Origin of the sequence: Nonomuraea bangladeshensis (assembly GCF_039529455.1) — a bacterium.
GTDB classification, from domain to species: domain Bacteria; phylum Actinomycetota; class Actinomycetes; order Streptosporangiales; family Streptosporangiaceae; genus Nonomuraea; species Nonomuraea bangladeshensis.
Genome location: NZ_BAAAMV010000026.1, coordinates 13257 through 38317, shown reverse-complemented (window position 1 = coordinate 38317; position 25061 = coordinate 13257). Strand labels below are relative to the sequence as shown.

General features: G+C 66.5%; 20 protein-coding genes. 10 read left to right on the top strand and 10 right to left on the bottom strand.

What is annotated here, in order from left to right; genetic code table 11:
• Positions 1 to 79 precede the first annotated feature (79 nt).
• From ABD292_RS48150 to ABD292_RS48140, 3 genes are all read right to left on the bottom strand, one after another.
• Positions 80 to 1525 (bottom strand): restriction endonuclease, encoded by a 1446-nt coding sequence (locus ABD292_RS48150; RefSeq protein WP_344220103.1) that lies wholly within the window; start codon positions 1523 to 1525, stop codon positions 80 to 82.
• Between the two features lie 280 nt (positions 1526 to 1805).
• A complete protein-coding gene (locus tag ABD292_RS48145) occupies positions 1806 to 2738 on the bottom strand; it encodes an inositol monophosphatase family protein (protein ID WP_344220101.1) in 933 nt (310 codons plus the stop codon).
• A 19-nt stretch (positions 2739 to 2757) separates the two neighbouring features.
• Entirely contained in the window at positions 2758 to 3846 is a 1089-nt protein-coding gene (locus ABD292_RS48140; protein WP_344220099.1) for a hypothetical protein, read from the bottom strand.
• Positions 3847 to 4053: 207 nt separating this feature from the next.
• Between ABD292_RS48140 and ABD292_RS48135 the strand changes: the two genes are divergently transcribed.
• Together ABD292_RS48135 and ABD292_RS49165 are read left to right on the top strand one after the other, a co-directional pair.
• A complete protein-coding gene (locus ABD292_RS48135; protein ID WP_344220097.1) occupies positions 4054 to 4494 on the top strand; it encodes a hypothetical protein in 441 nt (146 codons plus the stop codon).
• Between the two features lie 1335 nt (positions 4495 to 5829).
• Complete coding sequence (locus tag ABD292_RS49165) at positions 5830 to 6213, top strand: SSI family serine proteinase inhibitor (RefSeq protein ID WP_425565255.1); 384 nt, start codon at positions 5830 to 5832, stop codon at positions 6211 to 6213.
• Between the two features lie 112 nt (positions 6214 to 6325).
• Here ABD292_RS49165 and ABD292_RS48130 read toward each other — a convergent pair whose 3' ends face one another.
• Positions 6326 to 7513 (bottom strand): IS30 family transposase, encoded by a 1188-nt coding sequence (locus tag ABD292_RS48130; RefSeq protein WP_344220095.1) that lies wholly within the window; start codon positions 7511 to 7513, stop codon positions 6326 to 6328.
• A gap of 1433 nt (positions 7514 to 8946) precedes the next feature.
• On the opposite strand from ABD292_RS48130, the gene ABD292_RS48125 reads away from it, so the two are divergent.
• Positions 8947 to 9867 carry an AfsR/SARP family transcriptional regulator gene (locus tag ABD292_RS48125; RefSeq protein WP_344220093.1) on the top strand — a complete coding sequence of 307 codons (921 nt, stop codon included), beginning with the start codon at positions 8947 to 8949 and terminating at the stop codon, positions 9865 to 9867.
• On the opposite strand, the gene ABD292_RS48120 is transcribed toward ABD292_RS48125, so the two are convergent.
• Positions 9857 to 10279 carry a hypothetical protein gene (locus ABD292_RS48120; RefSeq protein WP_344220091.1) on the bottom strand — a complete coding sequence of 141 codons (423 nt, stop codon included), beginning with the start codon at positions 10277 to 10279 and terminating at the stop codon, positions 9857 to 9859. The two genes, ABD292_RS48125 and ABD292_RS48120, sit on opposite strands and share 11 nt — an antisense overlap.
• A 275-nt stretch (positions 10280 to 10554) precedes the next feature.
• Between ABD292_RS48120 and ABD292_RS48115 the strand changes: the two genes are divergently transcribed.
• From ABD292_RS48115 to ABD292_RS48085, 7 genes are all read left to right on the top strand, one after another.
• Positions 10555 to 11328 (top strand): ATP-binding protein, encoded by a 774-nt coding sequence (locus tag ABD292_RS48115; protein WP_344220089.1) that lies wholly within the window; start codon positions 10555 to 10557, stop codon positions 11326 to 11328.
• Positions 11329 to 12910: 1582 nt separating this feature from the next.
• Positions 12911 to 14014, top strand: coding sequence for a hypothetical protein (locus tag ABD292_RS48110; protein ID WP_344220087.1), 1104 nt, complete (start codon positions 12911 to 12913; stop codon positions 14012 to 14014).
• Positions 14015 to 14220: 206 nt separating this feature from the next.
• A complete protein-coding gene (locus ABD292_RS48105; RefSeq protein ID WP_344220085.1) occupies positions 14221 to 15225 on the top strand; it encodes a DUF932 domain-containing protein in 1005 nt (334 codons plus the stop codon).
• A gap of 98 nt (positions 15226 to 15323) precedes the next feature.
• A complete protein-coding gene (locus ABD292_RS48100; RefSeq protein WP_344220083.1) occupies positions 15324 to 15797 on the top strand; it encodes a hypothetical protein in 474 nt (157 codons plus the stop codon).
• A 140-nt stretch (positions 15798 to 15937) separates the two neighbouring features.
• The gene (locus ABD292_RS48095) at positions 15938 to 16531 is read left to right on the top strand and encodes a hypothetical protein (RefSeq protein ID WP_344220081.1); all 594 of its coding nucleotides are present in this window, start codon (positions 15938 to 15940) and stop codon (positions 16529 to 16531) included.
• Between the two features lie 104 nt (positions 16532 to 16635).
• Positions 16636 to 17130: a hypothetical protein gene (locus tag ABD292_RS48090; RefSeq protein WP_344220079.1), complete on the top strand. Its 495-nt coding sequence runs from the start codon at positions 16636 to 16638 to the stop codon at positions 17128 to 17130.
• Entirely contained in the window at positions 17127 to 17561 is a 435-nt protein-coding gene (locus ABD292_RS48085) for a ParB N-terminal domain-containing protein (RefSeq protein WP_344220077.1), read from the top strand. Before ABD292_RS48090 ends, ABD292_RS48085 begins: the two co-directional genes overlap by 4 nt.
• Before the next feature lie 84 nt (positions 17562 to 17645).
• Here ABD292_RS48085 and ABD292_RS48080 read toward each other — a convergent pair whose 3' ends face one another.
• The 5 genes from ABD292_RS48080 to ABD292_RS48060 form a co-directional block, all read right to left on the bottom strand.
• Positions 17646 to 18389 (bottom strand): GIY-YIG nuclease family protein, encoded by a 744-nt coding sequence (locus ABD292_RS48080; RefSeq protein ID WP_344220075.1) that lies wholly within the window; start codon positions 18387 to 18389, stop codon positions 17646 to 17648.
• A gap of 295 nt (positions 18390 to 18684) precedes the next feature.
• The gene (locus ABD292_RS48075; RefSeq protein ID WP_344220073.1) at positions 18685 to 19662 is read right to left on the bottom strand and encodes a C40 family peptidase; all 978 of its coding nucleotides are present in this window, start codon (positions 19660 to 19662) and stop codon (positions 18685 to 18687) included.
• Positions 19659 to 20594, bottom strand: a complete 936-nt coding sequence (locus tag ABD292_RS48070) for a replication-relaxation family protein (RefSeq protein ID WP_344220071.1) — start codon at positions 20592 to 20594, stop codon at positions 19659 to 19661. The genes ABD292_RS48075 and ABD292_RS48070 overlap by 4 nt, the downstream gene beginning before the upstream one ends.
• Positions 20595 to 20640: 46 nt before the next feature.
• The gene (locus ABD292_RS48065; protein ID WP_344220069.1) at positions 20641 to 23208 is read right to left on the bottom strand and encodes a type IV secretory system conjugative DNA transfer family protein; all 2568 of its coding nucleotides are present in this window, start codon (positions 23206 to 23208) and stop codon (positions 20641 to 20643) included.
• Positions 23205 to 24980, bottom strand: coding sequence for a VirB4 family type IV secretion system protein (locus ABD292_RS48060; protein ID WP_344220067.1), 1776 nt, complete (start codon positions 24978 to 24980; stop codon positions 23205 to 23207). Before ABD292_RS48060 ends, ABD292_RS48065 begins: the two co-directional genes overlap by 4 nt.
• Between the last annotated feature and the right edge of the window lie 81 nt (positions 24981 to 25061).

Sequence of the window (25061 nt, the reverse complement as noted above, 5' to 3'; positions counted from 1 at the left end):
GAACGTCTCGCCCTTGCGGAGGTCAATTACTGCTCGTTCAGCTTCGAGTTCCACGCAATCCCTATCTCCCTGCCGGGGTCTACCAGTCGGCGACTGGCCTGAACGCCCGCATGTCGGAGGTTCGGGCGTGCTCCCAGGAATCCAGATGGTAAGCGTTGGGGATCTTGCTCAACGGATGATGAGAGCGCAGGGAGCAGACGATTAGCTCGCTGTCTTCGAGTGAACGCGGCCAGTCCCGCGGAGCGGACACATTGCTGTTCTGCCGGAAGGGGTTCTCCGCCAAAATGGCGGTGACCCATTCGCGCGGTTTAGGTGGGCATCCGGACGATTTGTCGCAACAGGGGATAGCCTCGAACATATCGCCCAGAAATGGATCCACGGACACGAGGTAGCCGGCCGGCTTGAGCGGTACGTTGATCTCTGCGCGACGCCGGATGACGGCGCGGGCGGTAAGGGGGCGGAAGTAGCCAGCCGCCGTGGCATCGAACTGCTCGAACAGGTGCCGGAGTGGCTGACTGTCTACAGGAATTCCCGGGAGTTGAAAGGACACGTTACAGCGGCTGATCACGCGGGAAGCGTGACTGGCGACGTCAGCGGCCAAGGTATAAAAGCCTCCGCCCTGGCAGACGTCGAAGTACATCACTTGTTCTGTATGGTGTATTTGTTCCAAGCCGTCGCTGCGTTGTTTCCATGCGCGCAGCGTGTCAAGGAATTCGCGGGCGCCTATGCCGTGCCAGTTCACGGTGGCCTGCTGGATGCTCCAACTTGGCCGGGAGGTTATCCACCCCATGGAGTTGAGCGCGTGCAGAAGGTCGGCGAGGCCGTTCTCGTTTAGGGCCCTGATCGGCAGGTCAAGGCAGACGCCGCTGCCGTCCGCAGGTACCCAGTCCACGTCGGGGAGATCTTGAACGAAGACGAGTTCGGCGTAGCCACCTCCTGAGCTTACGTAGGGCAGTGGGTTCAGGTCTGCGCCAAGTAGTGTGAGGTCCGAAGCTGGCAAGTTGCTAGACGGCTGGCGCTGACGACGGTTCCGGGCTCCGGTAGCCAGGTGAACGCGCCCGTGGGTAACCAACGTCTCCCATTTGGTCCACAGAAGGTTGGCCAACGTCTCTGGCGCTTGCAACACCTGCGCAAGATCTTCCTCGCCAAGCAGGAGGATGGGTTGCCGGCCTCGCCAATGGATGACCTGCTCAGTGATGGTGTCGGTGAAACCCGACACGCTGATGATCACGCCGATGACGGCGGCCGACGCTGCCCGCTCCAGCCGGGACTGTACCGCGTCGAGGACGTCCACACTTACAGGGGTGTTTTCCCATTTGGCCTCGATCAGGTACCACCGGTCTCCGTAGCTGGCTACCAGGTCCGTCTGTCGCGGACGGGCAATGCCAGCGTTGCGTTGGACGCGGAAGTGCGCCTGCTGGAAGAGCCGCTCCAGAAGTTCTTCCAGTTTCAGCCCACGTTGGTGCGCGTCCGGACTGGACCGTAGCCGCTGGAACTCCGTCGGCAGCGGTGACTCCCATCCCATAGCAGTTCATCCTTCCTATTAGGCGACGCACCGAGGCGTCAAACGGGCTCATCTGGTGGGTTTGGCCAGGATCCGGGCAGGGCCTGCAAGTCCTCCATCCCCGGCCGAAGTCATGAGGGGAAGACTGACACCATGGCGAGGGCCGGGATTCCTGGGGTTGGTCAGTGGGGGTCCCGCCAGCCAGAGACAAACTCCAGGAGACGACACTGAACAAGTAAGACAACGCCGTTACTGAAATGAACGGATATGTTCGGCGCCAGCAGAAGCGCATTTCGCCAGGCTAGGTGTCGTAGATGGAGGCAACAATGTCCCGGGCGAGGGGCATGCTGGAAGCGGCCACGAACTTCTGTCGACGGTCCATGGCCCTATTGATGTCAGCCAGGCTGGCGAACTGGTAGTCCAGGGGGATGGGGTCGCCTTCGAGATCGAGGACTACGCCCCCTGCGGCGTCGAGGATGTAGTGCCCTGGCGCCAGGTCCCAGACGGCGAAGCCTTTGGCGAACTCGATGGAGGCGTCGGTGAAGCCGGCCGCGACGTGGCACAGACTAACGGACCCGAAGTCGACTCCGATGCGGCCACGAGTCGCGCCGTCGGCGGCGGGCTGACTCAGCGCGTCGAGCAGGTGGGTCTGTCGGCCGAGTGGCTGAAGTCGTTCGGCGGGCTTCATGAGGTAATTCGTGATCAATGCCTCGCGCAGTTCTGCGAAGCGGTGGAGCTTCAGCTCGTGTGCCTTGCCGTCCTGTGTGTAGACGAACGCGTGGTCGTTGCCGTCCTCGTCGCGGGCGGCGAGGTAAATCTGCAGGTGGTGAAAGATGTCGCCCACCACCGCGGCGATGGGCCGGGCGAGGCTGCGGGAGTACACCATGACGTGTGTGTATCCGTAGAGCGCGCGGACGGCCAGCTCGCTGGTGTCGAGCGGATCGACCAGAACACACAGGTCCGGGTCCGGGTCATCTCCGATGACCTGCGGGTCGGCCTCTTCGGAGGCGTAGATGTACGAGGAGATGATCGAAGTCAGAAGCTCCCGGTAACGCTCGTGCATCCACAGGTCATGTGCGGACAGGAAGTTGCCGACGTGACGTTGGTTGGCGGCTTCTGATCGTTCACCGGAGAGCGCGGCCTGGATGAGGCGTGGCCGGATCTCCCCGATCACCTGCGCGACCAGTTCGGCAAGGCCTTGGGTGAGGCCGGGGAGGATGGGAGGGGTTGTCACTAGAGGACCTCCATACTGTTCAGCGCAGCTCCAGCGGTGGCTCTATGCCTGGAGGGCTCATCGTCGCAGCGACGAACACCGCCTTGATGTTTGCCGCTCGCATGATGCTCGCGCCGGTGAGATCGTCGAAGTTATCGACTTCGAGCTTCCCCTTGGTCATCGCTCCGAATACGGCGAAGTAGATCTGCGCGCCGGGATACTGGTTGCGGATCTCTCGTGAGATGAATCCGACCACATCGGCATGTTTCACCTCAAAATCACACAGAACGATGTCGGGGGCGTCCGGTAGCTCTGGAAAGATCGACGCCTGGTCGAGGCTGATGAATTCGCGGCTCTTGTTGCATTTGAGGTAACCGATGGGACAGCGACCGAATTGGGCTGATGCGAGGAAGGTGGCCATGACCAGTCCGGCTTCGTTGATCCCGAAACAGGCGTCTACATCGGTACGGCGGCCAAGATTCTTGATCTGGTGGATGAGGCGCTCGATGCCATTGCCAAAGGACGCCCAGTCGAGATTTAGGAGTTGGCCAGGGGCGGGGTTGGGCAAGGAGTAGACGAATCTGTCCGGGTTTCCGTACTCGACGGTGGGAGCGGTGATGATGAAATTCTTGCCTATGGTGCCGGGGTCGGCCACTGTCGCTATGGCGGCCGGTTCGGCTTCTTGCCCTTCCGCCGCCGGCGCCGTCGTATCCGCTTGGCTTGCGGAGTGAATCGTGGAGTACCTCTTCAGTGCAAGCTGGTCTTCCACGGCCAAGCGCTCGTATGCTTCGGCGACCAGATGGCCGGGGGAGATGTCCTCCTCGACGACGCCTGCGGGGCCGCCCCCATAGGCGGCGGCGAGGATCAGCAGGCTGGTGAAGCCAGGAGCCGAGCCGGCCCTGCCGCGTTCACGGGCCCAGGTCTCCCACGCGTTGATGGATGTCCCGCCCAGGCTGGTCTGGTGGCCGGTCATCTGGTTGTACCGTACGGCGGCTTGGTCCTGGGAAAGGCCGCACGCATACCGATGCGCCTGAAGGCTGCAAATGGTCGGATAGCGACGCATCAGTTCCGTGGCCGCCTTTTTGACCGATCCTGTCTCTAGCCACAATTCGTTGCCGATTCGCGCCAACCGGCGTCCTCGCGCCTGCGGACTTGAGTCCTGACTCTGCTTCGACATCCCACTTCCCCCTCCCGGAAGCGCCACCAGGTTACCCATTGGAATGGGTACTGACAGGTGGCTCCCGAGAATATGCAGGTGAGGGCCGCCTTGAGACCGGGGTGATTGCGCACTTACTGCTAGGTGTAGCAGATCCACGCCCTGGCTACTGTCGATGTCATGCCGCTGGCACGAGCAACCGTTTCGGAGGACAAGTTGACCAAGCATGACGTAGAAGCCACGAGCCCCAACCGCCTCGCCGTTCGCCGAGTGGCTCGGTCGACCACGGTCCAGATGTGCGATCTGATAGATCCTGAGGACATTGCGACGATGGGCCCCAAATGCTGGCTTGACCTCCTGCACAGCATTCGGAATGACAAGCTACGCCCGAAGCATGACGGGGAGAACGTCACTATCGAGATCCACGATGCGGCCTCAGGTCAAAGCCCTCACATGGTGCGCACCACCAAGCGGGCGTACACCGAGTTCCAGAAGGCCGCCGTGAACGGCCGATTCGATGGGTTGAAGCCCGCGCCGTTCGGCCTGGAGTTCGGCCCGTGGATCTGGGCCGAGGGGGTCGTGGAGGAAGCAGCGGCCAAGGCTCTGGATGGAGTCTCATGAGCTCCTCCTGTGGCGGCGGGGGCTGGAGGGATTTGTTGCGGGTGCACCAGAACTACTTGGACTGCGGGCTCCCGGCCGCGCCTACCCCGCCGCGGTCAGGCACCCCTCCAAACGGGTGATCTGCGAGGCCGAGGGCCTGCAGCAGGACAGCCCCGGCTGATACATCGATGCAATTCGATTCGACAGGTCCACACCAAGCCGGGTTGTAGGTCCGAAGCGACCGTTTCCCAGGGCTGTCGCGGCTCTGGCTGCCCATTCCTCTACGTCGCGAGGTCGAGGTCGGGCCAGCTCGGCTGAGGGGGGCATGCGGAGCTACTCCGCACCTCCGTCGAGTTCCGAAACGCATGACTGACCTCCCGCTAGCCTGATGGCGGGAGGTCAATCGTGCGTTTCGGCCCTGACAACCGGAGGTGCACCGCGCTGGCTCTGGTCCGCGCACTCGCCGGCGGAGCCCAATCGCGGAGGTGGAATCAGCCGAGAAGCTTATGACAAGCGACGTTGCGAATCCGGAACTCACTTCTGTGAGCGGGGAACAACTCGTCGCACTTCATGTCGATCAGCGATGGGGTCCCTCCGAGTCCGATAGCGTCCGACCAGGTCGGGCGCGGGTGGCTCGGTGCGCGCTTAGATCGAGAATCCGACCGCGGGGAGCGGTGCTCGGCTGCGGGGTCGTCCGATGGCCGTGGGCGGAGGAGCCGGTGATGACTGTGCAACTCAAGGTTTCTGGCCGGGCGGACGTCCTTGACGAGGCCCCTGCCGTCGCCTCGTTCGGCGATCCTTGGGCGCTGGAGGGCCAGTGTCACTCGTGTCGCGGAGGTGGATGAGATGGTCATCTTGCGCTCCGGCCAAGAAGACATGGAGGCACTGTTGCCGGTGACGTCGTGCCGAGCGTCCGCCACTTGAGGGGAGGAGCCCTGTCGAGCGCCGGATGTGTCTGTCCCCGCGCCGCCCAGAGCTATCGCGGCTGCGATTGCTATGGCGGTGACTCCGCCTACCTGCAGCAGCGTTCTGGCGCGCACTCGTCCACGTGGTCGTTCACCCTTATCAGGCATGCCCGGCTCCCCGATGCTCTTGATCGTTACGTGGCGTAGCGTAGCTGCCGGCTCTCGGAGTGTTCCGCGGCTTTGATCTTGCTGTGGTGATTTATGGGGTTGGCATTCCCTGCGAGCCGCCGGGCGATCCCGTTCCCATGGGACAGCACCGCATCTCTGGAGTCCCCAGCTCCGCGAGAAGGGGCTCCGTCTCTGTGGGGCTGGCTGGGGAGATACCAGACAGAGAGCTAATACTTACTGTAGTCTTATAACTACTTTACGCTACGAAGCGCTTGGAGCGTCGATGCGCCTGCCTCTGCTGGTCGCCAATGCTGGTCTTTGTGCTGGTGTCATCTTCTCAGCCATCCCGGCCTACGGTGCTACCCGGCCGAACTCGGTCTTCCTCTCCGTCACGGCCCACGGGGGCGCTTCGTTGAAGGCCGTTTTCATGCAGTGTCCGAGCTCGACGGAGGGCCACCCATACGGTGAGGCTGCGTGTGCCGCGATTGATGCCGTTGACGGCGACCTCGATCGTCTCCCTAGTCGCCCGCGCCGCGGGTGCGCTGAGCAAGGCTCGGTCACGGCGACGATGGATGGTGTGTGGCAGAACCGGTCCATTGGCTGGCAGAAGACCTTTCCCAACGTCTGTGAGCTTTACGCTCAGACGGGTACTATCTTCCGCTTTTGACAGGGCTCGCAGCTTGCGCCAACACGTTGTCAACGACGGCCGAATTCTGACCCCCTGACGACGCTCGGGTTCTAGGGCGGATTCGAGTGATCATCGCAACGGTGACGGACAGTCATAGTGCCAGACCTTCATGGAAGACGTCAGCGGGAGTGCGCCAGCCGAGTGCTTTCCGGGGACGGTTGTTGAGTCGTTCCTCGATGGCGCGTAGCTCTGCATCGGTGTGAGCGGACAGGTCGGTGCGCTTGGGGAAATACTGGCGGAGCAGCCCGTTGGTGTTCTCGTTGGTGCCACGCTGCCACGGGCTGCCTGGATGGGCGAAGTAGACACCTTCACTCAGGTAGACGGCGATCTGGTCGTGACAGGCCATCTCAGCACCCTGATCCCAGGTCAGCGTCAGCCGCACGGCCGGCGGCAGGCCGTCGAGGACAGCGATCAGACCATCGCGAACGGCCTGCGCGTCATGGCGAGCTGGCAGCGGGACCAGGCGCAGGTAGCGGCTTTTGCGGTCGACGAGAGTGGCGATCGCGGACTGGTTCAACCGCCCCGTGATCAGGTCTCCCTCCCAGTCTCCGACACGATGGCGGAGCTCGACGACGGCGGGCCGGTGGTCGATGAGCAGCGCGGGTGCGATGAACCGCGGCTGACGCTGATCGGGCCGGCGGCGGCGTTTGCGCAACGGTCGCCCGGTGCGTAGCCGGCGGGTGAGGTTGCGGCTCAGGCCGCCCTTGCCGCCGTGGTAGAGCGCCTGGTAGATCGTCTCGTGGCAGACGTGCCAGCTCGGCCGGTCCGGCCACGCACTGCGCAAGTACGCGGCGATCTGCTCCGGGCTCCAGTCCAGCTCCAGCTTGGCCTGCACCTCCGCGCGGAGCTGCTCGTCTTCCAGCAGCCGTCCCTGACGCGGGCGCTGGGCCCGTTGCCGCGCTCGCGCATGAGCGAGATCACCGTCGTAGACGCCCCGATCGTGCGGGAGCGTATTGCGCCGCAGCTCGCGGCTGACAGTCGACGGGGAACGCCCCAGACGGTCGGCGATCGCGCGCACTCCCAGGCCCTGCGCTCGCAAGGTCGCGATGCGCTGCCGCTCCAGCAGCGATAAGAACCGGCTCGACCGGGCACTCTCAGCCAGCCGCGCCGGAGGTAGCCCGCCGTTCTCCGCCCGCCATCGATATCCGGTCTTGCGCCCGATTCCGAGGGCTCGGCACGCCTCGACCGTTCCCACGCCGGACAGCACCAGCCGCCAGTACTCCGACTCCACATCCAGCCTGCGCTTGGGCCCTCGCCTCGCCATCAACACGCCCTCCATGATCAGGTGTGTTGCGACAAGCACTAGAACCCGAGCGTCGCCTGGGGGTCAGTATTCACGCGTCGTCGACACTCGTTTGACTGGGTGGGCTGAAGCTCGCGAGCGCTCACCGCGCAAAGGTCGAGAATGCCGGATTCCGACGGTGGTATCCCAGTTCCTCTGGGCAGTTAGAAGTCGCCGCGACCTCGCACTCGCACTTTCATTCCAGCACCCCAACGCTCAGCCCCCTGCGGTGACATGAGAGCCAACGAGTCGCACCAATTCAAGGTGATCGCACTGATAGCCTGCGCCAGGTCCAGGGCTTGCCATGCCTCTTCGAGGTCACTGCCTGTAGCCCTCCGGCAAGAGCGTCAAGAAGGGGAACGGCAGCCAGGTTGGCATTTTAAACATTGCTAGCGCCAGCGCCCGAGTAGGAGGCCTTACCTACTCGGACAGCCGAATCGTCGAATACGGGCCCGGTCCTTCCGGCCAAGTCTTTGTGATGCGCATTCTCTTTCCTTGTCGTGGTGCGAGGGGCGTGATGGTAAATCGTTGACGTAGTCAAACCCCTCTGGAGGAACCTGGTGATTCGGGAATGCCTTACAAATGACTGGAAGAGCGAAGCTTCTGAGCTTTTGTGCCGAATCATCATCACGGGGGCGTTGACGTTCAACTTGCTGGGGGATTCAAGCGTGGCCCTGGCTCATGCAGATCCCTATTGCCCGACCGAATGGGTCTCGGAGCAGGCGCGTCAGATGTTCGACGTCAAGAAGCTATGCATGTTGGTCCACGGAGATCTGGTGGAGGGCCGGCCCGTCGATCTCGGACAGCGAATAGCCGAGGCCCGGAAGATGCCGGAGAATACGGAGCCATCGCTGAGACCCCAGGTGCAATGGACGCCGAAGAGTTCGCCCTCAAGGACGAAGCCTCCCCGGCCGACGCCGGTGGCCGTATCTGCGCCTGAGCCGCGCAAGCGGCGAGGAGGATACGAGCCGCGCAGGAGGCGGGAGACGGTCTGGCGGCCGAATCGGCCGGCGGGGTCCGCTCCGGGCAGGAGCGACAACATCAGGCGCGTCGACCGCAGGCACGGTCAGGACAATGGTGCGCGCTTGCAGCAGCGTGATGCCCGGATCAGGCCGACCGCTTCGCCGCTGCCCTCCCCGTCGCCCTCGATATCTCGATCGTCTCTGTTGCCTGCCGCGAGTGGCGGTGCAGGCGATATGACGGGGCATCGTATTGAGGCCTCGTCTGAGGGGGCGCGACCGCTGGGCGCCGCGCTGGCGTTTGGGCTGCTGGTCATGCTCGTAGGGAGTGCGCTGATTATCCGTCGGCGCCGTCGGCTGGGTTCTGCGCTCTCGGGCTCCTCGGCGGGGTCTACTACCTACCCCCTCGAAGGTGGGCGAGGCCATGGTTCGGTTGCTGCAGCCCCTGTGACACCGGAAAACGACGCGGCTGTGGCGGGGTTCGTCGCCGGCGACTGTCGCATGGAGGAAGCGGAAGAGAAGACCGAGGAAGAGGCCAATGTCGGTGCGCCTCGGTTGGCCAGGACCAAGACAGATGCAGGTGGAACAGGCGTCCTGGAAGGTCCGGCAGGAGCGTCGACCTCCGTAGCGCTGATGACATCGCAGTTCGTGGCGGCTGCGGGGAAGGCAAAGGCCGAAGTGCTGGGAGCGCTACGGCTGTCCTACGAGGGAACTGAGGTGTCTTTCGGCCGCGCAGAGGCGTCCGACCTGTTCGCGTTGCTGTCGACGTCGCCAGAAGGGGTGTCGACGGAGGGCATCATCGACACGCTGTGGGCGGGCAACGGTGACCGGGGGAGTCGCCTGCTGGAGTCGGCGGTTCGGCAGCTCAATCAGGTGATGCGGCAGGCGTCGGGTGTCGGGGCCGGCGTGAAGTTCGTGGTGAAGGTGAGACAGCGCCGACGATTGGCGGCCGCCTACTTCGATGTGGACTTGTGGAGGTTCGAGGCAGCCTTCGTGCGAACGGGCACCGTGGAAGGAAGGGCCGCCCGGCTTGCTGCGCTGCAGGAGATGCTGGCCCTGTACCGGGGGCCGTTGCTGGATGGACGTGATGATCTGTGGGTGCTCCCGCTGCGGCAGGCCGCTCAGCGGCAGGCAGTGGATGCGGCTGAGCGATTCGCCGAGCTGGCGCGGACGGAGGACCCCGATCGAGCGGTAGACGTGCTGCGGCTGGCGGTGGAGCGTGTCGATCCGCACAGCGAGGTGCTGTGGTGCCTGCTGATGTCGATCCAGGGTGAGCTGGGGCGCCTGCCCGCGGTACGGCGTTCGTTCGAGCTGTTGAAGGAGCGGATGGCGGAGATCGACGCCGTGCCGAGTGCGCAGGCTCGGCAGGTGTACGAGCGGTTTATCGGATAGGCGTATCTCCAGAGCTGTCCGTGCATCCGAGGAAGCGGATGGAGTGCTGGTCCCGCTTCAAGTAGGTGGCCAGAGCGTCGACCGGGAGCAGACGGACGGGGTGGGTGTCGTAGATGCGAGCCAGCAGGCGCAAGGTGAAGATCGAGGGGCGCCGACCCGTTCGCGGCCAGTTCTCGTGGTCATACAGGCGGGATTCGCGCAGCCCTGCTCCGTTCGTTCCGGCGAGTCGGTGGAAGGCATCGACCGTCTGCGTTGCGGTGAGCCCGATGGCGTATCGGTAGAGGCGTAGTGGGGTGGCGGGGTAATCCAGGGCGAGGATGACGGCGATTTGGTCAGTGGTGAAGCCATGCTGGCGCAGGTACCGGCTGCGGCGGCGGCAATCGAGAAGTGTCTGGTATCCGGTGCCGGACATGAGGTAGTCCCCCTTGGCGATTCAGTACGCGATACGCGGGTCCCGAGTCGGGATTCCGGGGACGGTAGGCGGGCTCTGGCCAGGAGCTCCAGTCCCTGTATGGGGTGATCGCCGAGCTGATCGCCGTGTGTTGGCGGTGCCACCGCCAGTGTTGCCGCAGGTCGGGGTGCGGTGCCGGTGGGTGTGTGGGTTGGGGATGTGATTCGGGCAGCGAGGTGCGTGATCGTGCTGGTTGCTCCGGGATCGGCCGGGGCGTGGCCGGAAGGGACACCAGCATGGACAACCGCAATCAGCACGCGATCTTGGACCAGACGTCACGGTCCTGTGACCAGCAACCGCGGGTGGCGGAGTTCCCGGATCTGGCGCCAGGGCTGGTGATGTCGACGTTCCGCTCCTCACAGCTGTGGAGTGGGATGGCTTGGCGGCGGGCCTTCGCTGGGAGAGCGGATCAGTCAGCTCCCGCGCGGCAGATGGTCCAGCAGCTTCTGGCCGGCACCGGGCGGGCCGATGATGCTCGGTGGGTGACGGCTGAGCTGGTCAGCAACGCACTGCGGCACACACGCTCGGGGCAAGCGCAGGGCTTCTTCGTGGTGGAAGTACTGCGTGGCACGGACGTTGTCCGGATCGTGGTCTATGACCTGGGCGGCGGCTGCGTCCCGGACTTCGTCCGCAGGCCCGGTTCGGTACCCGAGACGGCTGAGTACGGGCGGGGCTTGCTCGGAGTGGCTGAGCTGGCCATCCGAATGGGAGTCGCTGGTGATGCGAGTACTGGGCACGCGGTCTGGGCCGACCTCGCTCTCAACAGCGAAACTGCCTGTGTACCTCGAAAAAGTGACGCGGTTCGTCAGAGCCCGGCGGTCGGGGCGGTTGATCGTGCCACCGCTTGCCATGACGGTGCACCCGTAGAGGGAATTGCGGGCGGGATATCGGGCCATCATTCGGTCGGCCTCTCCGACGTCTTGATGGCTGCGGGAAGTGAACCTTGCTCGGCCAGCGGGAAGGAAGTCGCCGGCCTGGGCCCTCGATGGGGCTTGTGGGAGGCGAGTTGAGATCGCACGCGGCCCAGGAGTCCGCGTCCGAGTTTGGGCAGGAGCCGTGGGCGCAGCAGGCGTTGGCCGTGCTGCGCCGGGCCAGGCCCGATTGGGCCTTCTTGGTGGTGCGGTATCGGTGGCTGGCGATGCGCGGTAAGCATGTCATGATCAGCGCCCCTAGTCCCGGCGAGCTGGAGCAGACCCTCTCATCGATATCGCCCAAGATCGTCACGCTCAAGTCAGACTCAGCCGTGACCGGTGTTAGCCGGCGAGGCACGCTGGAGTCCAGCCGGGTCCTGCCGATCTCGGCTGAGCTGCCGACTACGGAGCGGCGGACGAAGCTGACCGTGCCGCCGCCGCTGGGGGCGGATGCGGCTGGGGCGGCTGGTGGTGATGCGGGACCGGGGCTGAGCGGCACGCTGACGCCTGTTGGGCCGCCATCAGGGGTGTTGGCCGCCGAACGGTCGGGGACGGACACATGGGCGATAGCTGCTGCTGGCCCGGTGCGGGTTCGGCGGCCGCACGGGTGGCTGCGGGTGGCCATGGGGTAGGCGTCGGGGCCGCTCCCAGCTGGAGGTGCGGGTCGGGGAGGGTGACCAGGAGGCGGGCCGCGACCGGCTTATTGCTGGTGAAGCCGGGGCGCGTCCTCGGCGCGCTCGGAGAGGCCCGGCGCAGTAGCGGCTCTCGTCGCCTGAGTGGTGATACGCCCGTGCCCGCGAGTGATGCGGGAGCGCGGGCTTGACATCCGGCGTGCAGGTGGGCGTCGATACCGGTCCGCCCGTCCGGTACGGAGGGAGTATCTGGTGGGCCAGGGTGGGTTCGCCTCGCGTAGGGGAGAGGCGAACCCACCGCCCAGTGCAAGAGCGAGCCTGGCAGCGCGGGTGTCGCGTCTATTGTTGCGGGCTCAATAGCTGGGCGTTGTTCGGTGTCGCGTTCGGTGTCACGTTTTGTTGTCGCGTTCGGTGTTGCCGCTGAGAGCGCGACAACCCCTGGCGTGTCTTTCGCTTAGGTCGGACGGCTTTCGGCTGTCGCGATGGCTGCCCCGAATCGCCTCGGGGCGACTCTTTGAATATGTGCGCGTCCTCGTGTGAATGGCTGCGGGATTCTATCGCTTCCGTTCTGTCTTCTTGTGTCTTTTGCGTTCAGTGACATCGCGGCCGGCCGCTCGCCTGGACGCTGGCCGGCCCCCATGCTGGCCTCGTTCTGAGTGCCGAGCAGCTCAACGAGTCGCGGGATGTGAGACGCGGATTCGGTCATCCAGGTATCGTTCGCCGTCGTCCAATGAAATGTGTGAAGAACCGGGCAGGCCTATAATGTCAAGTTTTTCAATGAGTCGTTGCCGGAGATCAGTGATGGGTTTATTAGGGCAGCCTCTCCAGCCGTTTGGGTGACGACATTTATTGCCCGGTCGACTTGCGAGTCTGGTTATGTGCGAGGGATGGTCGTGATGCAACCGAAAAACACCGGCCCGCACGGAGGCCGGTAACGCGACCGGAAAGGGCGTCACGCAATGGCGATTCACAACTCGGAAATGACCGCTACCGAATCCGTTCCCGCTGGCACCGAAACCGTCGTCAGTATTCCAGCCGACGCTGCGCCCTTGACGGCCCCTGACGGTCCCGCGACCGCCACCCCGGCTGACCCCGCCACGGACGCGGATGGGCGCGTAGCGGCGGTGTGGGCGGCACTGAACGCCAAGCCGGGCGGGTCGGCCACGGCGATCGGGGCGGCGGCCGGCCTGAGCCGGATGGCGGCGGGCAAGATCCTCAACCAGTTCGAGGCGGACGGCCGCGCTCGCCGAGAGCCGGGAGCGAGCGACGGCGGCATGCGCGGCCGGGCGGCCGACCGGTGGTTCCCGATCATCGCCGACGCCGACTCGACCGACAGCACCGACAACTCCGGCTCGGCCCCGGCACTGGGAGCACCGGATGTCGCGTCCTCCGAGGTCACCACGCCGAACACGGACACGTCGGACGCTGACATGGCGCTCGCGCCAGACGAGGAGGATCTCCGGGCCGCCGCCGTGGCGACTGACCCAGCATCGGTCGATGAGCGGGCCGACGAGGGGAACCTGACCGAGGAGCCGGTCAGCCAGCCGGAGGACCTCACTGCCGACGAGGCGGCCGGTCAGGGGTCGGACGGAACGGACCGCGACCTCGGTTCGGCCCCCGAGGCCGCCGCATCGGAGCTGGCGCCTGAGCCGGAGGCGGAGGACCCGGCGTGGGCACGCGCGAAGGCGGAGCTCGCCGAGATAGCGAGCCTGCTCAGCGGGGCGATCCTGGCGAAGGACGAGGGGAACGCCGTGATGGCGTTGGGATGCCTGGAGATGGCTCTGACGAAGGTCACTTCGGCACACCGCACCGCACGAGCGGTGCTGACCGGCACCGTCGCCCCGGCCCGCGCGGGGTTGAGTGACCGTTCGGGCACGTCCGCCAGCGGCGCGGGCGCGGGCGACATGGTGCGGCAGGGCGGGTTGCGCGACATGGTTCACGCGCACCTGGTCGCGTTCCCGGACAAGGACTTCACCCCGTACGAGATCGGGAAGGTCATCAACCGTTCGTCCGGCGCGGTGGCCAACGCCCTGGACCGCCTGGTCAGTCTCGGCGAGGCGGTGCTGTCCTGTGAGCGGCCCCGCCGGTTCGCCCTCGCCTCCGCTGACGCGGACGGCGAGGCGGACGCGGAGGTCGCCTCCTACGGCAGCTGAGCCGGGCCGCCCTTCACACCGGCCCGCACGCCCCGATCCGGTAGCGGGCGGGACACCCCTACAGACCCGCCCGCTACCGGACCGGAACGCGCCGACGTACGGCACTCCCACCAATCGGCCCGTACAGAGCCGGAACACCACCACCCGCACAACCGCCTCTGTTCCGCATGTCCGCACATCACATCACGCATCAGAAAGGCACTGTCATGGCTCACGAGATCGAGATCTTCGCCAACGGTTCGGCCGGATTCGCCGCCGCAGGGAAGCCTGGCTGGCACGGGCTCGGCTACACCGCGCCTGGCCCGATGACCGCTGAGGAACTCCTGTCCAACGCCCAGCTCGCCGGGTGGAACGTACGCAAGGTGCCGGTCGGTCAGGTCACCGACCCGGTCACCGACCAGCCGGTGGTCACGGACGAGGACTTCCTCGTGGTGCGTACCAACCCGGTCACCGGTCAGCCGGAGCGCCTCGGCCGTGTCGGTAGGGATTACCAGATCCTGCAGAACGAGGACGTCACCGACTTCCTGCAGACGCTGGTGGACGAGTCGGGGGCGATCTTCGACACGGGCGGGTCGCTGAACGGTGGGCGGCGGGTGTTCGTCACCATGCGCCTCCCCGAGCCGCTAATGGTCGGTGGGTTCGATCAGATAGACCTCTACCTGGCGGCGTTCTCCCGGCATGACGGGTGGGGCGCGTTCACGACCGTTGCGACCCCGGTCCGGGTGGTGTGCGCGAACACCGAACGGGCGGCGCTGGCGAATCACGCCTCGAAGTTCACCGTCCGGCATACCGGCAACGTGGCCGGACGCATCGCGGAGGCCCGGGAGGCGCTCAAGCTCACTTGGAAGCATGGCGAAGCCTTCGCCGCCGAGGCCGAGAAACTCCTCGCCGTCCCGATGGACCTCAAGGAGTTCCGTCAGTTCGCCACCCGCCTCCACCCGCTCCCCTCGGACGCGAAGGAACTGGCCAGGCGGAACCACGACCTGACCATGCGCGAGCTGGAGTACCTGTTCGCACAGGCCCCAACCCAGGAGCCGATCCGTAACACGCGCTGGGCCGCGTACAACGCCGTGACAGAGCGGCTGGACCACAAGAGTCCGGTGTTCGGCAGCCGCGATGTAGCGACGGTGCGCGCGGAGCGGGCCCTGCTCGATGACCACGACAACGCCAAGATCAAGGCCCGCGCCTTCCGCCTCCTGGCCACCGCCTGACACCCAGGTGCTCGGTACGGCCCCGGTGCGGGGCCGTACCGGATATCACGGCGCTGCCCGCCGTCCCACCCCACCAACCGGCAATCAAGGAGTTCACCATGGGACGACTCGAAGATCTAGCCCAGCACAACGCCAACCTCGCCCGGCATGAGCTCAGCGAGGCCCTCAACCGCCTCGCTCGCCTGGACGATGAGGGGACGTTGCGCGCCAGGGACCTGGGCCGTATCGCCTACGCCTACCACCGGATGTCGTGGTGGCAGCAGGTCACCGACCTCATCTGCGGCCACGAGGAGACCGTTGATGGCGCAAGCGCACTGCTGATCGTCCGGCAACGGGCGCAGGAACTGCTGATCAACGCCCGCCCGCTGACCAACGGCGGTCTGTTCGCCTTGGCGATGGCCGAGTCCTGTCGAGGCGGCGCCCGTGCCTTCCTAGACGCGACCCAGACGCTCGCCGACGCACTCACTACACCGCCCGCGCGAGACGCCTGTCCAGCCGGCGGTCCCACTGCCCACACCGCATCACCCGCCGTCGCCGAGCCTGTGATCTCGGCCAGGGAGTACCACCTGTGACGGTGCGGCCGACACCCGCCGCCCGCTGCTGTCGCACCGGCGCCGGTTCAGAGCGGCAGCGGGCAGGCCGCCGGACGATCAGCCGCCCCGTGACCTTCTCCCTTCAGCGGTTCATGTCACCCGACGAAAGGAACGCATCCATGGATGACCACTACCAGCCCGGCTGCCCGCGCCCGAACGGCGGGCCGGGCGGCACCACGCTCGCATCCGGGCCCAGCGCTGGTCCGGCCGAAGACGCACGCTCCTTCGATGAGCTGACCGCAGAGAAGATTGCCGCCGCGCGCCACGCCTACTACGCGGCGGCGGCCGAGGTGGTCATCGCCCTGCAGAACGGGCGCTGGCTGTCCAGCGAGCAGTTGTTCGTCGCCGCACACTCACGCGCGATCCGCGCCTGCTGGGATCTGGTGGAACAGGAGATCACCGGCAAGAAGCTGACCTCCGATCACGCGGTACGGCGGGTGCGCTCCTGGGCCCGCCACTATCTGACCGGGGAGCCTCCGGTCGCCCGACCCGGCACATTGTTCGACCACGCAATCGCCCACGCTTCACGCATCGCCGCCCGCGACTTCCTCACCGCCAGCGGTCAGCTTCTCACCCAGCACCTCGCCGAGCCCAGCGTCGGAGCCGGTGCTCCGGCTTCAGGCGTCCCCTTGCCCAACCGCCACGCCACCAGCTCGACGCCGAACCCGGTAGCGGTCCCAACGGCTCCCTCAACGAGGGCGGCTGCGCCGTGAACATTCGACCGGCTGTGTCAGCGCTTCCCGTCGCTGGCGTCATCACGCAACGAAAGGACAGTCCCATGGGTAACCCGCAACTCCCCGACGCCTCAGTACCCGGCATGAGCAGAGCCCTCGCCTCTAGCTCAGCTCAGCGCGAGACGCTGTCGGTCGAGGCGGTGATCGAGCAGGCCCGCCAGATGCGGCAGCACAACGCCGACACCGTCGGGCGGCGGCTGAGCCGAGGTGAGCGGCTGAGCGCCGAGGTGCTCTACGACGTCCTGCACGCCCAAACACTCGCCGGTTGGTGGCTGCTCGTCGACCGGCACATCCAGCACGGCCAAGGCCTGACCCCGGAGCAGACGGTGGCCAGGTTCGTCTCCTGGATCAGCCCGTACCAGGATGACGACTCCAGCGTGCTCGACACCGTTACGAGCTTCAGAGTCCTTGGGCTGCGCTGCGAGCACGAGCTTGCTCTGGCCCACGTCGAGCGGGCTTTGGCCCTCATCCGGCAAGACGCGGCTCGAACCTTCTTGACTCAAGTCACGAGACTTGTGCCGGCCTCCTCGGCGGAGCAGGCTCTCGACAGCTCGGCGGGGCAGGAGGCGGAGGCATGAGCAACAGCATCGCCTCCGGCGATCCCTCCAGCGTGCCCGAGTCGCCGACCACGAGCGGACCCGCCCCGGACCGCGCCGATAGCTCGCGGTTGGAGTTCTTCCAGATGCTGGCCTGGAGGTGGGACATCACCACCGCCAAGAAGCTCACCCGCGCCCGCACCCCGCAGGGTCGGATCGAGCCTGCGGAATGGGCGGGCATGCTCCGGCTGGTCTCCATCGACACCGAGCACGCCGCCCAGGTGGATCTGTCCGAGCCCTTGATCGTGGCTACCGTTCCGAACGGCGGGATGCTGATCATCGACGGCTGGCACCGCCTGTACAAGGCCCTGACCATGGGAGTGGCAGAGCTACCCGCCGTGGTACTCACGACCGAGGAGGAACTCGCCTGCCGGATCTTCGGCGGAGAGAAGGGACAGGGCTACTTGCGGTAGCGCCTGATCCGGTGGCGTAGGAGGCCTGCCCCGTCCAGCACAGAGACAGTGTGCTGGCCGGGGCAGACCTTCTGCACCACCGGATCACACCGGCCTGGGGGAATTCGTTTCCACGATTCGAGGATGCTTGCCTGCTTTGATCAACGCAATGCGTTCCTGAAGGGCCTGAGGCGTTGGGTTCTGAAGGAGATACGGGTTGGGCCCGTACCCAAAGACGCTCACGTAGGGCTTTGGCGCCTCCTGCGCAGGCGCTGACTCGCCTTTGATCATTTTGACGAGGGGACCGCCGCCGTCTGGGCCGTTGGGGTTTCGGGGATGAAGTGTGTGGCCAATGAGGCGTAGAGCGCATTCAATCGGGAGTAGGTAGTCGATCAGGCCGGTTTCGTCGTCGTCCGAGAGGGTGAGGTCTTGAGGCCGGTTGCGGTTGTGCAGGTTGACCTGCCTGGCCTCGGCGAGGTGGTCGTAGAGGCGGCTTTCGAGCCACCCGGCTTCGCTGCTGTTGAGTGTCTCGTCGTCGTTGGATTCGTAGCGGATGAGCAGGGCCCGGTACCAGTGGTCACGGTCTTTGAGCTGCTGGAGGACGCGTTGCCGGAGTCCGGGTTTGGTGGCTTTGCCGATGTACGCTCCCCACCGGCCCTCGGCGTCCGGACGGTCGAGCAGGATGTAGGCGCCGGGGACGTTCCAGCCTCGCTCGAGGCGGTTGGCGTGGTCGCGGTCGAGCAGGAGCATGCCGGCGACTTTGTGCTTGGCCCGAATCTTGATCGGGTTGTTGAGGTCGTAGGAGAGGCTGACGACGAGCGGGGGCGGGGCGAGTCGCACGGCGCACATGGGGCGTCTCCTTCACCTGGTGCCGCGACGGGTCCTTCCTCAGCAGTATCGACCAAGTCGCTGATAGTAACTGCGAGTTTCGGGAAGAACCGAGCAGTTGGCCCACGAGATCGGGCGGGCAGAGGGGCGTTCCAGGCAGTGCCAGCGCGACGTGATGTCACCGCCGGTCGGCCGTGCGGCTAAGTGCCGTACATGACCATTGACGGCCCCGCGTGGGCCATGCGACGGCCCATCAGGCGTTCCTGTACGGCGAGGCCGTGCTGGGGCGGTACCCGCTCGGGGTCGGTGGCGTCTGTCAGCGTGGATCGGGTCGGCCGGTGGACGCGTGGGCCGGGCGGGTGAACCCGATCAGGTCGGGGCGCTGGTAGCTGCTGATCGTCACAACTGCGTGCTGGTGGGGTGCGTGGATCATCTGGCCGTTGCCGAGGACGATGCCGACGTGCCCGGGGCCGTCGGCTTCCATGCGGAAAAAGGCGAGGTCGCCGGGCTGTTCACGGCCGGGTGGGATAGCAGGGCCATGCCGCCACTGATCGGCGGCAACGCGGGGGATCGAGATCCCGGCGGCTTGATAGGCGCGCATGGTCAGGCCGGAGCAGTCGAAGGCGGCAGGACCTTCGGCTCCCCACAGGTAGGGCTTGCCGAGTTGGGCGTGAGCGTAGGCGAGCACGGCGGCGATCTGCTCTCCGGGGATGAGCAGGACGCAGGTTCCGGCCAGGGCATCGACGGTGCCCTGGGCGATCGGCTCCCACTGGGCGTAGGCATCGGGGAAGCCGGAGCGTTGCACCGCCTGGGCGGCGCGAGTGAGCGGGAGTTGTTCCCAACGCGGCACCTTGACCAAGCGGTCATAGAAGGTGCCTGTGGCGTGCCGAGGGTCGAGAACCTGCTCCGTGGTTCCCCAGCCCTGGGAAGGTCGTTGCTGGAACAAGCCCAGCGAGTCCAGATGGCCGTAGCGCAGGTTGCGCAGCTTGGACTCCTGTAGGGCGGTGGCCAGAGCGATCACCGCCGCCCGCGCGGGGAGGCCGCGTTCCATCGCGATCTGGACGATGAGCGCTGCGTTCGCCTGCTGCTCGCCGTCCAGGATCGGCGCGGAGGCTTGGTTGGCGACAGCCGGGGTGGCGACCGGCTCGCCGGCCGTACTGCTCATCGTCGTGGTTGTGACTTCGCAGGCGACGCCGCCGGGTGTCCCGGAGGTGCTCAGGAGACTGGTGGCGGCTGCGAGGAACGCCAAGATGATGAGCAGCAGGAGGGCGGCGCCGGCCGCAGCTGCCTTCACCTGTTCTCCTCGCCGACGATGCGGTAGAGGCGCTCGCTGTCGTCTTCGCCGGTGGCGGCTTGTTCGGTGGTCTGGCCGAGGGCGAGATGCGGCCAGCCGCTGGCGAGGTCTGCCAGCCGCAACCGGTTTTGGCCGGTCTTGGCGGTGGTGGGGAGCCAGCAGGGTCCTGCTGGGCCGTCGTCGAGGTCAGTCTGTACGGCGGTGGCGATCGGGAGGTCAGCGGTGGTGATCAGCGAGCGGAGATTGTTCTCCCGGGTGCGACTCGGCAGCCAGAACAGCACCGGGGTGGTGATGCCGGTGGTGTCGGCGAGGTCGGCGTAGGCAGCGAGTTTGTTGGTGACCTTCGCGAGGGTCATGCTGCCGGTGTCGTGTTCGAGGAAGAAGTCGACCTGATGGCCGTGCTCGGACCAGCAGCCGTAGGCGTCTGGTCGGGCTAGGTCGCCCCAGATCTTGGCGCACTGCTTTTCCGACAGCCACGCCCGTAGGTGAGTTTTGGGGTCGTGGCGGGCCAGGTGGCCGAGGTGGACGAAGAAGTCGTTGACGCCGATCTGATGGCCGCTCTTGGACGAGACTGCGATCGACATGGCAAGGTCCGGGTGATAGCCCAGCTCTTTGACGGTGGTATGGCGGCGCAGAGCGAGGAGCTCGGCCCCCGCTCGGCCGAGAACCCAGTGGTGAGGGCTTGAGCCGCCGTAGGGGCTCCAGGGTCGATACCGCGTGATCGTGTTGAGTTTGTACAGGACTCCCAGACGGCGGCGCGTGGGTTGTGGCTTGGTGAAGAACAGCCGCTGAAGCTGATGGGTGGTCAGTACCCGATGATGGAGAAGGTGCTCCAGAATCTGGTAGTCGCGCGGTGTGAGACGGGCGGCGGCGTAGGCGATGGCCTCGGCGTCGAAACGCGGCAAGCCGAGTGGGATGCGCGTGACGGGCATGACGATTCTCCTAGTGGCGCGGGGCGAGCGGCGGGCTTGGGTGGGGTTAGCCGAGCTGCTCGTTACGAGCTGTGGGCTGGCCTTGGAGGCGGGGCCGCACATCCAGATCAACACTGACCTGGCGGACCCTGCGGATGGGGAGCTTGGGCGCGGTGCCGGGCTGTGTGAACTGCTCACGGGACGCCTGACGAATCTCGGCTTCGCGGCCCTCAACGGCGGTGGGCAAGGGCCGGGTGCGCAGCGTGAACGCGGGGGTTTGCTGGCCGTTCACGATGAGGCGGGTGGCGGCTTGGTAGGCGCCGAGGTGAGTGAGGTCGTGCGGGTTGATCAGGGGCGCGGTGTGGTGCTTGAGGTCGCCTGCGTCTTTGGGCGAGGTGGCGAAGTAGACCTTGTTGCGGGCGTCGGCTGACAGGGCTTCGCGCAGGTCGGCTGGTAGCTGATCGAGGTGTTGATGGGCCAGGACCAGGGACAGGCGGTAGCCGCGTGCTTCGGCGAGTACGTCGTTGATGTGGCCGGGCAGGTTCAAGAAGTTATGGCACTCGTCGATAACGAGCGAGGCGTCGGGCCGGGCGGTTTCGGCGAGTGTGGAGCGGCGGGTGGTGGCTTGCCAGGTGTGAGCGAGCAGGATGGAGCCGAACAGCCGGGCGGCGTCATCTCCGAGGATGCCCTTCGGGAGTCGCGCGAGGACCAGCCCACCCTGGTCAAGGAGCCGGCCGATGGGGACGGTGGTGTCTGGGCTGGCCAGTGCCTGCCGGACGAAGGGGCGGAGCAGGACGGCCCGGAGTTTGTTCATCACCGGACCGATGACCGTGGCCTGCCCGGCTGGGGTCAGGGCTTCGTAGGAGTCCCAGAACCCGCCCAGCAGGCTGTCGTCCAGGCGGCCGGTGATCTGCGCGCGGAACGCCTGGTCGGTGAGCAACCTCGGTACGTCGGCCAGGGTTGCCTTGCGTCCGAGAACGCTGGTCAGGGTGAGGCAGGTGGAGCGGAGCAGGTCATCCACGCGTGGTCCCCAGGCTGTGGAGAAGCAGCGGTGGAAGATGGTGACGACGGAGTCGACGGCGAAGGTGGGGTCGTGCCCGGCGAGGATGTTGATCGACGGCGGCGGCGCGTCGTCTTGCGGGTCGAACACCACGGTTCTGCCGATGGCTCGCTTGGGGAGCCGGTTGAGGATGTCCGTGACCAGGTCGCCCTTGGGATCGATGACCAGGGCGCCTCGCCCTGCGTGGGCGTCGGCCAGGACGAGGTTGGCCAGCAGGGTGGATTTGCCGACGCCGGTGCCGCCGAGCACGTGGGTGTGGTGACGGGCGTCGGCTACGGGCAATGCGACGGGCCGCTGTGGGCCGCTGTCGGCGTCCCCCAGGATGCGGGCCGTCCCTCCCGCTGTCGTGCGCGGTACGGCCGGGGACGGGGCGATGGGACGGGCACCCGCGCGAGTGATGCCGGGGGCGTCCATGTCCCACGGCAGGTGGGCGAGCGCGGCCAACTCGGCAACGGACAACAGATAGCCGACGTCGAGACGACGCGAGGCGACCACGCGACGGGGGTGCCACAGGCGGACTCGGCGCAGGTACTGGTGGCTGCCGGAGAAGAGGGCGAAGACACCGGCCAGGGTGTGTGCTTGACCTCGCAGCCATCCGCGGACCAGCTCCGGAGACGTCGTGGCACCGGCGCGGACATCGGATGGTTGCGGGGCTGCAGCGGGTTCATGATCGGTGGCGACGGCGTAGCGAATGGCCACCTCGTACCGGGGCTGACCGGCTTTGGCCAGGATCGCGCGTACCTGTTCGGTGCGTTCCGGAAAGTCGCGGGCGAGGTCACCGGGGCGGTGGTCGCGAGCATGGGTGGGCAGGGGCAGAACCTCATCGAAGAGGCGGCCGACGTGATTGCGGCTGCCCCCTCCGCGCAAAGCGGCTGCTGCTCGATAGGCATGACGCAGACGTCGGCCGGTGGTGGGCCGGGCCAGGATCTGGACGACGGCGTGCTCTCCCTCGCGCAGTCCGCTCATGGCCTCCAGCAGCGATCGGACCGGATCGTGGTCGTGGTCCGTTCTGAGCGGAAAGTGCTCCGGAGCGGCTAGGACGAGCCGCCCGCCCGCAACCTTGGAGTTCTTGTGGAAGGGCGGGGTGGCGGCGCTTGTGGTCGTGGTCGAGCCTGGCCAGGCAGCTTGGACGGCCTTCTCCACGATCCCGGGCGGGATGAGGCCGGGCACCCATAGCCGGATGCGCACCCCCGCCTCGCTTCCGTAGTACTCCCACACCAGGTGCGGTTGTCCGGTGAGCAGGCGCTTCCAGGCGGGTCGGAGCAGGCCGACGAGCTGGCGCCACAGCACCACGGCGCCCTCGGGGTCGCTGCGGGGCGGGCTGGAAATCTCGACGAGCCGGGCCTCGGGCGTCTTGTCGATGTGGCGGAGCCAGCCGAACAGGTGGCGTACGCCGGCGGCCAGGGACCAGACGACGGCGAGAGCCAAGGCGAGGCGTGGGCCGTAAGCGAGGGCGAGTTCGGGCAGACGACCAGGAAGCTCGGCGAGGAAGTCGAGCGCGGCCTGGACGTCGTGGTCGTCGATGCTGCACAGCCGGCACGGCTCATCCTGGAGAGCTGACGGGATGACAGTCACAGCGGGTCGCTCTCGCCGTCGTCGTCCTGGTCAGCGGTGCCGATCTCGGGCAAGCCGGGCGAGCTGGGTGGTTGCGCCGCTTGAGCCTGGAGCTGGCCGTGTTGATCGTGCTGGTCGAGTCGGATCAGCTGGACGGGGTCGGTGGTGATCAGCTCGATCTCCCGAGGCGAGGCGATGACGTGGAAGGCGGCTCGGCTGGCGGGGCCGGCGACCAGGAGTGCCTCGCCGCGTTCGGCAGTGAGCAGGAACTGACGCTCGCCGTCGGTCAGGTCGAAGGCATCCCCGACCGCGCCGATGGCCTGCGGCGCCTGGCGCAGGAGGATCTGGTTGGCCGCGTTGGCCACGATGGCCTGCCCGAGCTCGGAGCCGAGCAGGTCGGCGGCGTCCTGGGTGACGACGGCGAGCCCGGCCCAGTGCTTGCGTGCGGCCTTAGCCATCCGAAACAGGAATCGTGCTCCCTCGGGTTCCTTCATCAGCAGCCAGGCCTCATCCACGACGACAAGGCGTTTTCTGCGGTTGCGCGGGTTGGCGACCTGCCGCCAGATGGCGTCCAGTGCCAGCAGCGTGCCGACCGCTTTCATCTCTTCGGGCAGGTCACGCAGTGAAAAGACGATCAGGTGCCCGGACGGGCGGGTGGTGGTGGGGCCGTCGAACAGCTCTCGGTAAGAGCCGGAGACATACGGGGCGAGCTGCGCGGCAAGCTCCGCCCCCGCAGGACCGGCGGTCTTGGCGGTTTTGGTAAGAGTGGTGACCAGATCGGCGAGGAGCGGTGCGGGCCGGGTCCACGTAGTGGGGTCGCGGGTGATCCCGGCCGCCTGGTAAGCGGCGATGATCGCCGAGTCCAGTACCGCTCGTGCCTGCGCGCTGAGCTGGCCGCCGAGCATGGTGGCGATGAGCGTCTGCAGGAACATCGCCCGGCGTGACAGGACGTCGTCGCGGGGGCCCTGACTGGCGGGTAGGTCGAAGGGATTCCATCGCACTCCGGCGGCGCCGAGGTGCAGGCAGGTTCCGCCGACCGCTCGTGCCAGGCGAGCGTATTCGTCTTCGGGGTCGACGACGGCGACCTCGACCCCCTGGTAGAGCAGGCGGAGCGTTTCAAGTTTGGTGAAGAAGCTCTTGCCCGCGCCGGATCTGGCCAACACGACGGAGTTGTGGTTGTCCTGCGCGTAGCGGTCCCACAGGATCACCCCGCAGCTGGTGGCGCTCAGCCCGTACAGCACTCCTGCCTCTTCGACCTCGGTCGGCAGGTCGGGTGAGGTGAACGGGAAGGCGGCCGCCAGCGCGGCCGTGTCGAAGGTGCGCGTCGCGCCCAGGGAGTCGACTCCGAGCGGAAGACCGGTCGTCCAGCCCTGCAAGGCGCGGAAGGTCGCCGGCTGAGCATCGAGCAACAGCGAGGACGCGAGCGCCCGGACTCGTTCGACCTCGGCGGCCAGTTCCGGCTCCGAGGACGCGTGGATGGTGAGGTAGAGGCCGACCTTGAACAGGCGGCCGTGGCCGCGGGCGAGGCTGTCGGCCAAGTCGGTGGCGTCATCGGCGGCGGCCTCTGCCGCGAAGTCGGCGAGCCTGCCGTGCTGGGCGTCGGCGCGGCTGGCCGACTCCAGGCGGGCGAGCTGCCGTCGCAGCCGCATCGCCGCGACCTGCTGCGGGATCGGCTGGATGTGCAGGGAGACATCCAGGTGGCCGGGATAGGTGAGCAGAGGTTCCAGCCAGCCAGCGCCGACTTCTCGCGGGTAGCCGGTCACGGCGAACGACGCGGAGACGGCGTTGGGCAAGGTGATGGTCCGGGTACCGACCTGGACGGCGGCCGGGTGAAGCAGTGTCCCAAGTTCTCGTTCGTGAAGACGGCGGCGGAG